This is a genomic window from Sphingomonas sp. CARO-RG-8B-R24-01, from assembly GCF_022662295.1.
Lineage (GTDB): Bacteria > Pseudomonadota > Alphaproteobacteria > Sphingomonadales > Sphingomonadaceae > Sphingomonas.
In genome coordinates this window covers 86,497-100,261 of record NZ_JAKNQI010000005.1, presented here as the reverse complement: position 1 = coordinate 100,261, position 13,765 = coordinate 86,497, and the positions used below count along the sequence as shown (strand labels likewise).

The 13,765-nt window shown below is 66.6% G+C and carries 13 protein-coding genes; 7 read left to right on the top strand and 6 right to left on the bottom strand.

The window, feature by feature from the left end; all coding sequences use genetic code 11:
• The first annotated feature begins 94 nt into the window (after positions 1 to 94).
• The 4 genes from L8G49_RS11640 to L8G49_RS11625 are packed head-to-tail and all read left to right on the top strand — an operon-like array spanning position 95 to position 5,017.
• A complete protein-coding gene (locus tag L8G49_RS11640) occupies positions 95 to 991 on the top strand; it encodes a hypothetical protein (protein ID WP_242185836.1) in 897 nt (298 codons plus the stop codon).
• Positions 991 to 2,691 carry a cytochrome C gene (locus L8G49_RS11635; protein ID WP_242185835.1) on the top strand — a complete coding sequence of 567 codons (1,701 nt, stop codon included), beginning with the start codon at positions 991 to 993 and terminating at the stop codon, positions 2,689 to 2,691. Before L8G49_RS11640 ends, L8G49_RS11635 begins: the two co-directional genes overlap by 1 nt.
• Positions 2,688 to 3,197, top strand: a complete 510-nt coding sequence (locus tag L8G49_RS11630; RefSeq protein ID WP_242185832.1) for a hypothetical protein — start codon at positions 2,688 to 2,690, stop codon at positions 3,195 to 3,197. Before L8G49_RS11635 ends, L8G49_RS11630 begins: the two co-directional genes overlap by 4 nt.
• Positions 3,197 to 5,017, top strand: coding sequence for a hypothetical protein (locus tag L8G49_RS11625; RefSeq protein ID WP_242185830.1), 1,821 nt, complete (start codon positions 3,197 to 3,199; stop codon positions 5,015 to 5,017). Before L8G49_RS11630 ends, L8G49_RS11625 begins: the two co-directional genes overlap by 1 nt.
• On the opposite strand, the gene L8G49_RS11620 is transcribed toward L8G49_RS11625, so the two are convergent.
• The gene (locus L8G49_RS11620; protein ID WP_242185828.1) at positions 4,955 to 5,677 is read right to left on the bottom strand and encodes a response regulator; all 723 of its coding nucleotides are present in this window, start codon (positions 5,675 to 5,677) and stop codon (positions 4,955 to 4,957) included. The two genes, L8G49_RS11625 and L8G49_RS11620, sit on opposite strands and share 63 nt — an antisense overlap.
• Positions 5,643 to 7,118 carry an ATP-binding protein gene (locus L8G49_RS11615; RefSeq protein WP_242185826.1) on the bottom strand — a complete coding sequence of 492 codons (1,476 nt, stop codon included), beginning with the start codon at positions 7,116 to 7,118 and terminating at the stop codon, positions 5,643 to 5,645. Before L8G49_RS11615 ends, L8G49_RS11620 begins: the two co-directional genes overlap by 35 nt.
• A 274-nt stretch (positions 7,119 to 7,392) precedes the next feature.
• Here L8G49_RS11615 and L8G49_RS11610 point away from each other — a divergent pair, with 274 nt between their 5' ends.
• On the top strand, positions 7,393 to 8,712 hold the full coding sequence (locus tag L8G49_RS11610) for a M20/M25/M40 family metallo-hydrolase (RefSeq protein ID WP_242138853.1): 1,320 nt from the start codon (positions 7,393 to 7,395) through the stop codon (positions 8,710 to 8,712).
• Between the two features lie 204 nt (positions 8,713 to 8,916).
• Here the strand turns inward: L8G49_RS11610 and L8G49_RS11605 are convergent, their stop codons facing one another.
• Both L8G49_RS11605 and L8G49_RS11600 read right to left on the bottom strand, forming a co-directional pair.
• Complete coding sequence (locus L8G49_RS11605) at positions 8,917 to 9,324, bottom strand: hypothetical protein (RefSeq protein ID WP_242185825.1); 408 nt, start codon at positions 9,322 to 9,324, stop codon at positions 8,917 to 8,919.
• 65 nt (positions 9,325 to 9,389) lie between these two features.
• A complete protein-coding gene (locus tag L8G49_RS11600) occupies positions 9,390 to 9,875 on the bottom strand; it encodes a GAF domain-containing protein (protein ID WP_242185824.1) in 486 nt (161 codons plus the stop codon).
• Between the two features lie 238 nt (positions 9,876 to 10,113).
• On the opposite strand from L8G49_RS11600, the gene L8G49_RS11595 reads away from it, so the two are divergent.
• Together L8G49_RS11595 and L8G49_RS11590 are read left to right on the top strand one after the other, a co-directional pair.
• Positions 10,114 to 11,811 carry a catalase gene (locus L8G49_RS11595; RefSeq protein ID WP_277923236.1) on the top strand — a complete coding sequence of 566 codons (1,698 nt, stop codon included), beginning with the start codon at positions 10,114 to 10,116 and terminating at the stop codon, positions 11,809 to 11,811.
• Between the two features lie 70 nt (positions 11,812 to 11,881).
• Complete coding sequence (locus L8G49_RS11590; RefSeq protein WP_242185823.1) at positions 11,882 to 12,448, top strand: ankyrin repeat domain-containing protein; 567 nt, start codon at positions 11,882 to 11,884, stop codon at positions 12,446 to 12,448.
• Between the two features lie 161 nt (positions 12,449 to 12,609).
• Here L8G49_RS11590 and arfB read toward each other — a convergent pair whose 3' ends face one another.
• Both arfB and L8G49_RS11580 read right to left on the bottom strand, forming a co-directional pair.
• Complete coding sequence (gene arfB, locus L8G49_RS11585) at positions 12,610 to 13,014, bottom strand: alternative ribosome rescue aminoacyl-tRNA hydrolase ArfB (RefSeq protein WP_242185822.1); 405 nt, start codon at positions 13,012 to 13,014, stop codon at positions 12,610 to 12,612.
• Positions 13,007 to 13,711 carry an RNA pseudouridine synthase gene (locus L8G49_RS11580; protein ID WP_242185820.1) on the bottom strand — a complete coding sequence of 235 codons (705 nt, stop codon included), beginning with the start codon at positions 13,709 to 13,711 and terminating at the stop codon, positions 13,007 to 13,009. Before L8G49_RS11580 ends, arfB begins: the two co-directional genes overlap by 8 nt.
• Between the last annotated feature and the right edge of the window lie 54 nt (positions 13,712 to 13,765).

The following is a 13,765-nucleotide window of genomic DNA, read 5'->3' as shown; positions in this document are numbered from 1 at the left end:
ATACGTCCGCACCGGACCTTCCTTGTCCCGAATCCCTCATTCCTTTATGGTTCGAAGGCCGTGCTGGCAGGCGCAGGCGTACAGGAGCGTGTTCGTGCCTGCCCGCGTATCTGCCTTTTTCACCGCTGACGGACCTGCGCTGTCCTGGCGCCTGCCAAAGGCGTTGGCCGCCCGGATCCCGAGCAGCGTCGGCCTCGCGGTCGGCGCTGCCGTGCTGGTTGGATACCGCAACCGAGCCCATCTCGGTATCCGGCCCGATAGCGGGGTCGGATACTGGCTGGGAATCATCGGCGCCGCGATGATGCTGGTGCTGCTCGCCTATCCGCTCCGTAAGCGGCTGGGACAGGCCATTCCCGGATCGGTCGGTTTCTGGTTTCGGTTCCATATGCTGCTCGGGCTGCTTGGCCCGGTCGCTATCCTGTATCACGCACGGTTCGCCTATGATGCGCTGAACAGCGGCATCGCGCTTGCCGCGATGCTGATCGTCGCGGGTAGCGGGATCGTCGGACGCTATTTCCATGGCCATCTGTATCGCGGCTACCGGCTGCAGCACGTCGAGGCGAGCGAGCTGGCCGACACGATAATGACCGCCCGCGCGGCGGTCCGCGAGGATGCCGACGATGCGATCATGCCGGAGCTCGCATCGTTCGCGTCGCGTGCCGCCGATATCCGCGGATCGCTTCCGGTCACGATCGCAAAAGCGCTGTCCCTCACCCTGGCAATGCGGTTGCGCCAAGGCACGCTGCTCCACGAGATCCAGCATCACCTCGTCCTCGTCGCGGCCGAACGACACTGGTCGAAAAGTGACCTGCAGCAGCATCGGCGGGATGCCGCGCGCCACCTGGACGACTATTTCCGCGCGGTGCGGCAGGCCGCGACCTATGGCGCATTCGAGCGGCTGTTCGCGCTGTGGCATCACCTTCATCTTCCGCTGTTCGGCTTTCTCGTGCTGGCGGCGATCACGCATGTCATCGCCGTGCATCTGTACTGATGCGACGGCAGCTGATCCTCTCGCTGCTCGCCGTGCTGGTCGCGGTTGCCGCGTTCACGATCGTGACCCGGCAGGTTCTGGAAAGCGTCGTCAGTCCGGGTCCGCTCAGCGCGCCGCACGCCAGCCTGCGTGGCCGGTGTCTCGCCTGCCACGTGCCGTTCGCGAAGGCGGCGCAGAACACGACCTGCATCGCGTGCCACGCGCGGGTCGGACGCGATATCGCCGACCACCGCGGATTTCATGGCCGCGTTTCCGCCATCGCAACGGCCCGGTGCAGTGCGTGCCACCAGGAACATCGCGGTCCGCATGGTGACATCGTCCATTTCGATCCGCACCATTTCGATCATCGGCTCAGCGATTTCGCCCTGACCGGTGCGCATCGCGGGGTCGCCTGCCATGCGTGTCACCGCCCGCACCTGGCGTTCGCTGCCGCCCCCAGCGCATGCACGGCGTGTCATGCCAAGCAGGATGTCCACCACGGCCGCTTCGGAAAGGACTGCGCGTCCTGCCACGATTCACGATCGTGGAAGACGATCCACGCGTTCGATCACGCGCGAACCGGCTATCCCCTTATCGGCCTGCATCGCCGGACGGCCTGCGCCGGGTGCCACGGTAACGGGCGGCTGGCCGGAACGCCGCGAACTTGCATCGCCTGTCACCGCAGCGACGACGTCCACCACGGTGCCCGCGGCAGCGATTGCGCCGCGTGCCACACGCCGGCGGGATGGAAGCTCGCCACGTTCGACCATAATCGCGACACGCGCTTCCCCCTGATCGGTGCCCACGCATCGGCCGGCTGTGTGGGCTGTCACGGCCAGAACATGGCCCAACGGCATCCACCGACGACCTGCATCGCCTGCCATGCGAACAAGGATGTGCATCACGGTCAGTTTGGCGCCGATTGCGCAACCTGCCATGCCTCCACCCAATGGCAGTCCGTCCATTTCGATCACGACCGGATGACCCGATTGCCCCTGAAAGGCGCGCATCGTGGCGTCGTCTGCACCGCGTGCCACGTCGGACCGCTGCATTCGGTCAAGCCGCCCTCCACCTGCATCGGTTGCCATCGCGCCGACGACCCGCATCGCGGGCGTCTCGGTCCCAATTGCGCGAGTTGCCATAACGAAGCACGGTGGCGCGAGGCGCTGGGCTTCGACCATGGGCTGACGCGGTTCCCCTTGCTCGGGCAGCACGCGCGGACGCCCTGCATCCGGTGTCACGTCGATCGCAGCTTTACCGCCAAGGGGCTGGCCTGTGCCGCCTGCCATGCCGATGACTTTCACAAGGGCCGTCTGGGCCAAGCGCCCGACTGTGCGCAATGCCATGTCCCGAGCGGCTGGGATCGATGGCGGTTCGATCATGCGCGCCAGACCGGTTTTGCCCTTGATGGCAAGCATCAGGGCCTTGCCTGCGCAGCCTGCCACCGGGTGGCCGCACGCACCGCCAAGCTCAACCCGAGCTGTTACAGCTGCCACCGCGCCGACGATGCGCACCATGGCGCTTTCGGCCAGCAATGCGCCCAATGCCATTCGACCAAGGGGTTCCTGCCGGCCACGGTCCCGGCCCGTCTCGAGTCGACAAATGCGAGCCGCGCCCCGGCCCGGGAATGTCCATCAGACGGTCTGCATGGCGCCGTCCTGCAATGCTGGCAGCTCGCGCAACAGCGGTCGTCGCCCGACGACATCCGGAGGCGTCGATGAAAGCTCTATCCTTCGTGGCCTTCTGCCTCGCGACCCTGCTGTTCTCGATCACAGTCGTGGCCGAGGTGCCCGGGAAGCACGGGATTGTCGACCGGATGGACCATTATGCGACCGGCTTTCCGCTCGAGGGTGGCCATGAACGGGTGGCATGCGAGGACTGTCACCGCGGCGGCGTCTTCAAGGGGACGCCACCACGCTGCGGCGACTGCCACAACGGAGTCCTCGCCGAGGCGCGCGGCCCGCGACACATCCCGACGGCGCTCTCGTGCGACACCTGTCATTCGGTCCAGGACTGGCGACTGTCGCGTTTCGACCATACCGACGTGCTGGGCGGATGCGTGCGATGTCACAACAATTTCACCGCCCCGGGCAAGACCGCAACGCATCCGGCGACGAGCAACACCTGCGAGGATTGTCACGACACGGTCCATTGGAAATTGCTGCTCCCTGGCATCCACGCGTCGGCTCGCCCCGACACCCGGCGCGCGCACGGCGGCTTTGCCTGATGGTCGTCGCAGCCCCTGCGCCGCTCGCGGATTGGCAACGGCCGGCAGCCGTCGCGGCGCCGTCGACGGACCCGCTCGTCGCTGCCTGCCGCGGCACCGTGCTTGCGCCCCAGGTGGAAACGCCTGCGGCAGTGCCCGACGTCAATGCCTCGGCGACGCGGGAACGGGATGCGGAAGACGCGATCCGGAGCAGCGATACGGCGCGGGCCCTGGCGCTGCTTAGCCCGTTGGTCCTACAGCCGGGCGATCCGCACATGCCCCGCGCCTGCGAGCTGGTAGGCCTGCTGCGCGAGCGCGCTGGCAGCCAGGACGATGCCCGGGCCGTCTATCAGGCGTATCTTCTGCGTTTCCCGCAGGATGAAGGCGCGCCGCGCGTGCGGCAGCGTCTTGCCGCGCTGGGTGATCGCACCGCGCCGATCGCCAGGGCCGCAGCGCCAGGGTCGAGCGTCGCCGCGGCAAGCCGCGCGTCGCTGCGGGGTATCGTGTCGCAATTCTATCTGCACGACCGCAGCAAGAGCGTGTTCCTTTCCGCGCAGCCGGCTACGGCCTCGACCAACCCGGACCTTCGCGACAATGTCGACGAACTGTTGAGCGTCGCCGATATCAGCGGTCGCGCGACGCTCGGTACAACCCGGATCGAAGCGCGCGCATCCTTCGGTCATGTCTCGGAATATCGCCCGGTCATCCTGGTAGGTGCGGATCGCAATCGCGGGTCGTACGATCTGCTCGACCAGCTGTATCTGGACATCGCGACCGATCATGGGAATGCGTCCGTCCGGATCGGACGACAGGTCCGCTATGGCTCGGGCATCTTTGGTCGCTTCGACGGGGTCCGCGCAGGGGTGGATCTCAGACCCAATGTGCGGCTCAACGCGGTTGCCGGTTTCCCAGTATGGTCGGAACGGCAGACGTCGGTCGACCGCTCACGCGCGTTCTACGGACTGAGCGCCGAGCTGACGTCGTCGAACGGCCAGCGCGCGGTCAGCGTCTACTGGTTCGACCAGCGCGCTGCAGGACTGGTCGATCGCCGGGCGGTCGGGATCGAGGGACGTCTTACGTCCCGCCTTCTGTCGATCTCCGGCCTGGTCGACTATGACGTCGCTTTTGCCACGCTCGACGCCGCGCTCGTCAATGCCTCGATCCGGCTCGGCCGCACGTCGAACGTGACGGTCCTGCTGCAGCAGTTCCACGCGCCGACGCTTGCGCTGACCAACGCCGCGCTTGGCCAGTCCACCCCCTCGCTCGACGTGGTGCGCGACCTGCTCGCGCCCGATGCGCTGCGGCAGGCCGCCCGCGACCGGACCCTGCTGACGCGGTCCGCCAGCGTCACCTATACGCGAGACCTGTCTCCCGCGTGGCACATCATCGTGGACGGCAGCGTGTTCGATACCAGCGCTTCGCCAGCATCGTTCGGTGTACCGGGGTTCCCCGCCGCCGGCACGGAGTTTGCCTTCGGGGTTCAGGCCATCGGCGAAGGGCTATGGATGCCGCGGGACACCTGGTTGGTCGGTCTGCGCTCCGCCATCCTGCAGCGGTCGCACCTTTACGCCGGCGATCTGACCGTACGCCTGCCCATCGCCCCGCGCCTGACGGTCGCCCCGCGCCTGCGCCTCGCGCTGCGTGACCAGCGGCTCGAAACGGGTAATCAGCGAGTCCTCGCACCGTCGGTTCGCATCGTGTGGCGCCTGACCCACAATACCGAACTCGAGGCGGAGTGCGGCGGCAATTTCAGCTGGCAACGCTACACGACCCAGCGCTTAACAGGGTCGCGGTTCGAACGCGCCTTCATCGGGCATATTGGGTATCGCATTCGTTTTTAGGCCCGACGACGGGGCCTTGTGCAGTCCTGCCAGCATCCCGATCCGGACCAGGTTCGACGTTCCGTGAATGTTGATCTTCGTCATGATGCTAGCACGATACACTTCGACCGTTCGGACACTCAGCCGCAGGTCATGAGCGATCTGCTTGTTGAGGTGGCCGGCAACGATGCCTTGCAAAACCTGGCGTTCCCGGCGGGAAAGGCGGGTAATCAACGCTTGCGCGTCGGCCCGGGCATGTCCCTCGATCGCGCTATCCTCCGGGTTACCGTCGCACGTCAGCGACGACTGGACAGCATCGATCAGGACCTGGGGGTCGAACGGCTTTTCGATGAAGTCCCGCGCGCCTAGCTTCATCGCCTGCACCGCGAGCGGCACGTCGCCGTGACCCGTAATCAGGATGACCGGCGTCTCGAGTCCGCGTGCCTTCAGGCGCGCGAGCAGTTCGAGACCGGTAACGTCCGGCATGCGGACGTCGCTGACGATACAGTCACTCGACACACCGTTTGTCTGGTCCAGGAAATGCGCGGCGGACGCATGGGCCGAAACGTCAAATCCGGCAGCGCCCAGCAACCGCACCAGCGATTGGCAAACGTCCACGTCATCCTCAATCACCGAGATGCGCGGCCTATGCAGCAAGTCTGCTTCCTCCCGCGTCGGCAAGTGGCAAGCTGAACCAGAAGCGCATCCCGGCACCCGAATTTGGTTCGCATCCGATCTCGCCTCCCAAGGTTTCGACGATCGTCTTGGCGATTGACAGACCGACGCCCAGACCATCGCTCTTGGTCGACTTGAACGGCGCGAACACATCCAGCGCGCTGTCGGGTGCGACGCCCGCCCCCGTATCTACAACCGATATGACGACATCGTTCCGCGACCCCGCACGCGCCTCGACCCGGATCATACGGACCGCGCTTTCGCTCATGGCTTCGATCGCATTGCGGATCATGTTCAAGAGAACCTGCTGAACCTGAACCGGGTCGATCAGGACCGCCCCCAGATCAGGATCGAGATTCACGACCAGACGAACACTGGCATCGCGCACCGCGAACTGCACCAGCGAAACCGACTCGCTGATGATCGCCCCGACGGCAATGACCTGTCGTACTTCTGGCTTGCGTGTCACGAAGACTCGCAAGCGCTTGAGGACGGCTCCTGCACGCAGCGTATGCGCCAGCGATGTCTCGAGCGCATCCGTGAGCTGGCCGCGGTCGATGGTGGCCCGGTCGACCTCGATCTTCGCGGCACCGAGACAGGCGCCGATCGCCGCAAGGGGCTGATTGAGCTCATGCGCAATCGCAGAACCCAGCTCACCCAACGCCGTTGCCCGCGATACGTGCAGCAGCTGCCGCTGCACGTCCTCGAGCCGCGCGGCCGCAGCCAGCGCCTCGGTTTCGTCCTGCAAGTGAACCGTCAGCCAGCGCCCAGCGGCCGAGGGGACGCTGGAGGCGGTCAATCGCAACTGAAGCGCACGACCTGACGTAGTCGATCCGGTCGCCTTGATCGCGCGGTCACCATCACCTGCCGACAAGTCCTGCAGTAGCTGGCGAAGCGATCGTTGCCCTGTCGGAAGTCCCACGACGAAATCACCGAGCGGACGACCAAACACCGCATTGCCGTGCACGTCGAACAGGGCGCAGGCCGCGGCATTGATCGCCCGAACGAAACCTGCCGCATCGACGATGACGATCGGAGCGGGCAAGTGGTCGAAGATCGACTGCAAATGGGCTTCGCGAATACGAAGCTTCTCGGCAAAGACATTGCGATGCGCTTGTTTCTGGCGTTGCCATCCCCCGATCACGGCGAAACACGCCGACAGGCAACCGACCACGGCGATATTTTTCCACGTGAGCAGCGCCATCGGCAGTGTCAGGGCCATAACCGCCTGAACGACCAGGTTGGAGACCGAAGTGACGAGTCCGCCGAACGTGCCGGTCAGAAAGGTGACCAGCAGGACAGCGGCAATCCCCCAGAGGAACGGAAGCTGGATCTCCAGCACTACGTCGAACGCCACGGTGACGCACAACGCCAGGCCACACCCGACCATTGCGGCAAAACCGGCCCAAGCGTGATCGACCAGCGGCGGCGGCGTATCGTCCAGCATCTGCCACAGTCGCCTCACGCCCGCCCCCTCAGGATTAGACTTCGAACGGGCCACGAAATAGCACGGTTTGACGTACGTCGAAAGCACTTGATGAATGCCCGATGAATGTGAAGACACCGCTGGGCGCTGCCGTGTCTGGGAATGGGCGGACAGCGGCCGTCGACCATTCGAGCGCCCTGCAATTTCCTCGGGCGCACCAGGGTCGCAATGATTGCCGCCCGGGCGTCACACACAACCCCTTGAAGCGCTGGCACTTCCCCGCCACCATGCAGCGATGCGCTCGCTCCTCCCCCCCCTCGCCGCTCTCGCGATCCTTGCCACCCCCGCGTTCGCCAAGGACGCGGCCCAGCCCGTCCCGGACCCCGCCCGCCTGAAAGCCACCGTCGAAAAGCTCGTGAGCTTCGGCACGCGGCACACGCTCTCCTCGCCCGACGACCCCGTCCGCGGGATCGGTGCGGCGCGCAAATGGGCGGGGGGCGAGCTCACCCGCATTGCGGACGCGTGCCACGGCTGCATCACCGTCGCCAATATCGCGCAGACGATGACCAATGCGCGCGCGCCCAACGGCGTCAACATCGTCGACGTGCTCGGCTTCCAGCAGGGGCTCGACCCCAAGCGCGTGATCATCGTCGGCGGACACATCGACAGCCGCGTCACCGATGTGATGGACATTACCAAGGATGCGCCCGGCGCGAACGACGATGCCTCGGGTGTCGCGCTGGTGCTTGAGGCCGCACGCCTGTTGTCGAAGGAGAAGTTCCGCGCCACGATCGTCTATGCGATCTTCTCGGGCGAGGAACAGGGGCTGATGGGCGCGTCGCTGCTCGCCGATACCGCCAAGCAGCGCGGCTGGACCGTCTCGGCAATGCTCAACAACGATATCGTCGGTAATACGGTGGGGCAGAACGGCGTCCGCGTCGCCGATCGGGTCCGCGTCTTTTCCGAAGGGATTCGGGCATCGGAGGACTTGCCCGCGCAGATCGCCCGCCGCGGCAATGGTGGCGAGGACGACGGCCCGTCGCGCAGCCTCGCCAAGGCGATCGACGGAGTCGCGCAGGGGATCCCCGGCGGGCTCGACGTGATGCTCGATCGCCGCCCGGATCGCTTCGGGCGCGGCGGGGACCATGAGCCGTTCCTCAAGCTCGGTTACCCGGCGGTGCGCTTCTCGGTCGGTGCCGAAAATTATACGCAGCAACATCAGGACCTGCGCACCGAGAACGGCATCCCGTACGGCGACACGGTCGACAAGATGGACTTCCCGTATCTGGCGAAGGTCACCGCGATCAACGTCGCGACGATCCGCCGCCTCGCGGCCGCCCCCGCCGCGCCCGACGGCGTGACGATCGCGGGTGCGGTGGCGACGGATACCACCGTGACCTGGCAGCCGGTCGTCGGCGCGGTCCGCTACCGCGTGCATCTGCGCCGCAACGACGCGCAGGACTGGCAGAAAGTGGTCGAGGTGCCTGCCCCGGCGGTCACGACGGTGCTGAAGGACGTGATCGTCGACGACACGTTCGTCGGGGTCGGCGCAGTCGGCGCGGATGGGGCGGAGAGCCTGGTGACGTTCGCCGGTCCCGAGCCGCGCAAGCGCTGAGGTGGAGGATTGCCGGGTAGGTCGGTTTCAGGGTTCGCTAGCGGTACAATCACAACAGCTTCCCCGGCGAAGGCCGGGGCCCAGTAGAGGGCGACTTATGGCGGTTGCCATGCCACGTTACAGCAACCTCCGCTACTGGGCCCCGGCCTTCGCCGGGGAAGCGGGGATGGGTCGTCAAGCGGACAACCTGTCGAAGCGCGATCGCTATCGCCGCGAACGGCTGCGATGACGGCTGCGGCGCTGCACACGCGAAGCGACGGCTCTGTCCGGATAGCCATAGGATGCGCCGCTCTGCACCGTCACGACGCTGCTGCCCCCGGCCTCATACCGTCGCGCAGCACTGCCGGAATACGCCGCGTTCGTCGCGTACGTGGTAACCCCGCCGCGCGACACGACCGGCGGCAGGACGATCACGGGCGGCTCGTCGACCGAGCCGTACCCGCCATTGCGTTCGGCCCGATCGGCCGCCTCTCGCACGATCTCGCCTGCGTCGACGTAGACCGCCGGCCCCGTATCCTGTTGCGATGGCGGTGCGGGCGACCGCTGCGCCGCGGCGGCGGTCGCTCCCGACACCATAGCAAGCGCCATCGTCAAAACACCCAGACGTCGCATCAGACCCCTCCCAGCAAATTCTTGCCTGCCGGATCGGGATGAAGGTTCGGTAAACCCCGCCCCGTTCAGCCAGCGATGCGCGGGGCAAGCAACGCCATCAGCGCCTCGCACCCCGTGGCATCCTGTGCGTCGAACCGCGCCGCGCTCGGACTGTCGAGATCGAGCACACCGATCAGGCGGTCGTCATGGACGATCGGCACGACCAGTTCGGAGCGGCTCGCCGCATCGCACGCGATATGGCCGGGGAAGGCATGGACGTCCTCGACCACCTGCGTCTCCCGGGTCTTCGCCGCCGCACCGCAAACGCCGTCGCCGAGCGCGATGCGGATGCACGCGGGCTTGCCGAGGAACGGCCCGACGACCAGTTCACCACCGACCATCCGATAGAACCCCGCCCAGTTGAGGTCGGGCAGATATTGCGAGATCAGCGCTGCCGCATTCGCCATGTTGGCGATCGCATCCGGCTCGCCATCGGTGAGCGCGTCGAGTGCCGCGTGGAGATCGCGGTAGAGGTCAGCCTTGGAACTCTCGTCGATCGTGAAGGCGTACATGGCGGGAAACTCCGGAATCGTCGCGGGGGTGTGGCGGTGGCTTTAGAACGCTCCACACCTAATTGGTATCGCTCACGCTGCCGCGCCACCCCGATGCGCGTGATCGTCTCGGGCACTTGCTGTGATCGGAAAGTTCCGTTTCGGTTTCATCGCCCCGTCCCGCAGGGGGCTGCGCTGCACGGTTCGTCGCCTGCCCCGGTGCGACCAGCCGATGCTGCCAACAAGGGATCCGATTTTGATGAACGCTACCCCACGCCATCGTTTTGGCGCGCTCCTCGTCGCCGCCGCCTCGACAAGTGCGATCGCCGCACCGCTGGCGGCACAGACGCTGTCGCCCGCCGACACGCAGGTCGAGACCCGCATGACCACCGCCGCCGCCCCGACCGGCGCGGACAAGCCCGCCGCCGCACAGGCCGGCGTCAATGGTACGGTCGATGCGAAGGGCGGCGCGCGCACCACCGCGCCCGTCCAGATGACGCGCGACAATGGCGCGCCGATCGGCGAGAACCGCCACAGCAAGGCAGCGGGCGACCTCGGCCCGGTGCTGATCGAGGACACCACGCTGATCGAGAAGCTCGCGCGGTTCGACCGTGAGCGGATCCCCGAGCGTGTCGTCCACGCGCGCGGCACCGGCGCGCAGGGCGTCTTCACCGCAACCGCGGACATGGCCGTCCTCACCAGTGCCTCGCTGTTCACCGCTGGCAAGCAGACCCCGGTGTTCGTCCGCTTCTCGACCGTGATCCATCCCTCGGGCAGCCCCGAAGGCCTGCGTGATCCGCGTGGCTTCGCGACCAAGTTCTACACCGATCAGGGCAATTGGGATCTGGTCGGCAACAACCTGCCGATCTTCTTCATCCGCGACGCGATCCAGTTCCCGGACATGATTCACTCGCTCAAGCCGTCTCCGGTCACGAACAAGCAGGATCCCAACCGCCTGTTCGACTTCTTTTCGGCGACGCCCGAGGCGACCAACATGCTCGCGCACGTCTATTCCAACCTCGGCACGCCCGCATCGTACCGCACGATGGACGGCAATGGCGTCCACGCGTTCAAGCTGGTCAACGCCAGGGGCGAGGTGGTCTTTGCCAAGTTCCGCTGGATCAGCCGTCAGGGCGTCCGCAACCTCAACGGCGCGCAGGCCGCCGCCGCCGGGTTCAACTATTTGACCGACGACCTGTACGGCGAGATCGCCAAGGGCAATTTCCCCGTCTGGGACCTGATGGTCCAGACGATGAAGCCCGCGGACTTCGCCAAGCTCGACTATAATCCGTTCGATGACACCAAGGAGTGGCTTGGCGTGCCGTTCCGCAAGATCGGCGAAATGACGCTCAACAAGGTGCCCGACAATTTCTTCGAGTACACCGAGCAGTCGGCGTTCGCGCCGTCGAACATGGTGCCCGGGATCGAGGCGTCGCCGGACCGGATGCTGCAGGGGCGCCTGTTCTCCTACGCGGACACGCAGCGGTATCGCCTTGGCGCCAACGCCCTGCAATTGCCGGTCAATCGTCCGCTCGCGCCGGTCGCGAACAATAATCAGGACGGGGCGCTGAATGCATCGCAGCGGACCTCGGACGTCAACTACTTCCCCTCGACGACCGAGCCCAAGTCGACCGACGCACGCTCCCGTGCAGCGCCGTATCAGGTCAATGCGATGGTCGATGCGAAGGCCATCTCGAAGACCAGCAACTTCGCTCAGACCGGCGATTTCTACCGCGCGCTCAAGCCGCAGGACAAGGCGGACCTGATCGCCAATCTCGCGGGTGACCTCAACGTCGTCACCTCGGCGCGGACCAAAACGGTGATGGTCAGCTATTTCTACCAGGCGGACAAGGACTTCGGCACGCAGCTCGCGACCGCGGTCCATGTCCCAATGGCGGACGTCAGCCGTGCGGTCAGCGACTATCGCGCTGCCAATCCCGCGAAGCCCGCGCGCTGAGCGATCGACCGGCGACAGCCCCTGATCGGGCTGTCGCCGGTACGCCTCCGCCTCAATCGAAAAGACCGACATGGCCCTGTTTGCGATGCTTCTTGCCGCTGCAACCCCTCAGTCTGCTGCCCCCGCCCCCGCCCCTGCCCCTGCAGCATCCCTCCCTTCACCCGAGCGTCGGCAGCAGTTGCTGTTCGAGGCGGCGCGGCTTGGCCGGACCGACCTGATCGCGCCGCTGATCAAAGCGGGCGCGAACGCCAATGCCTATGACGACCGCGGCTTCACCCCGCTGATCCTCGCGGCGTACAATGGCCAGCTCGCGACGGTCGAAACACTTATCGCGCAGGGCGCGGACCCGTGCCGCGCCGATCGCGACCAGGGCAACACCGCGCAGATGGGCGTCGCGTTCAAGGGGGACGACGCGGTCGCGGCGCGGTTGCTCAAGGCGGGGTGCAACGTCAACGCGCGCAACGGCGCGGGGCAGACCGCGTTGATGATGGCGTCGCTGTTCAACCGCACCAAGCAGGTCGAGATGCTGATCGCGGCGGGCGCGGATCGCACGATCACCGACCAGTCGGGACGGTCGGCCGCATCGGTGGCGGCAGATCAGGGCAATGCGGCGATGGCGAAGCGAGTCGCGCGGTGAAGGGATAGGAGCCCAACCCCTACCCGTTCGCCCTGAGCGAAGTCGAAGGGCCGCTTGCATGACGGACCGAGGCCAGTGGCGAGACCGGGGCTTCGACTCCGCTCAGCCCGAACGGGTTGAGTCACCACCCGCAAACCGGAATTGACCGCAGACGGTGTTCGTCAGTCCACGCTGACCCGCCCCCGCCCCGCCTTCACCACCGCGCGGCCCTTCTTCGAATCGACCCGGCGTGCCTTCGCCGCCCTGCTCGGCTTGGTCTTCACCCGGCGCGCCTGCCGTTCGTGCGCGCGTTCGAGAAGCTCGACGATCCGCTCGCGCGCATCGACCCGGTTGGCCTCCTGCGTGCGAAACCGCCGCGCGGTGATGACCAGCGTACCGCCCGCGGTCATCCGGCTCCCGGCGACCGTCTTGAGCTGCTGATACGCCCAGGGTTCGAGCCCGAGCTTGAACACGTCGACTCGCAGCTGGACCGCGGTTGCGACCTTGTTGACGTTCTGCCCGCCCGGCCCCGAGGCGGCGAGGAACCGCTCCTCGATCGCATCCTCGGGCAGCTCGATCCTAGCCATCGGTCGGCGTTTCGGGAGCCGCGTCGGGTACAGCTGCCGCCACTGCATCGGCCTCGGTGAACCCCGCCGCGATGAACCGCGCAGGCAGCGGCGCCTTCGCCACGATCGGCTCCTTCCCCGCGCGTGGGATCGTCAGTTCGGCGGCGTGCAGCAGCGTCTCGCCCCCGCCCGCGCCATAGACCGGATCGCCGACGACCGCCGCGCCGAGTCCCTCGAGCGCATGGACGCGGATCTGGTGGGTCCGCCCGGTTTCGGGAATGAACTCGACGAAACTGCGCCCGTCCTTGACCGCCAGCAGCCGCCAGTGCGTCCGCGACGCCTTGCCCTCGGGGCTGCCGACCATCCGCCAGCCGTCCTCGACCGTACTCACCTTGGCGAGCGCGAGATCGATCAGGCCGCCCTCCCCCTCGACCACGCCCTCGAGCACCGCGAGATAGCGCTTGCGCACCAGCCCTTGCTCGAACGCCTGCTGCAGCCGGGCATGCGCCTTCGGGTTGCGCGACAGCAACAGGCACCCGGAGGTATCGCGGTCGAGCCGATGGACCGGCACCGGCCAGCGCTTGAACCCGAAGGTCAGCCCGTCGAGGTGGTTTTCAAGGCTCAGCGAGCCGTCGCGCGGACGGTCGACCGGGAGCCCGGCGGGCTTGTCGATGACGAGCGCCTCGCCATCGAGGAAAAGAACATGGTTTGCCAGCATGGCCGCCTCTTGCCACCGCAAGCCCGCGCATGCCAGAGGCGCCGCGTCGACAGT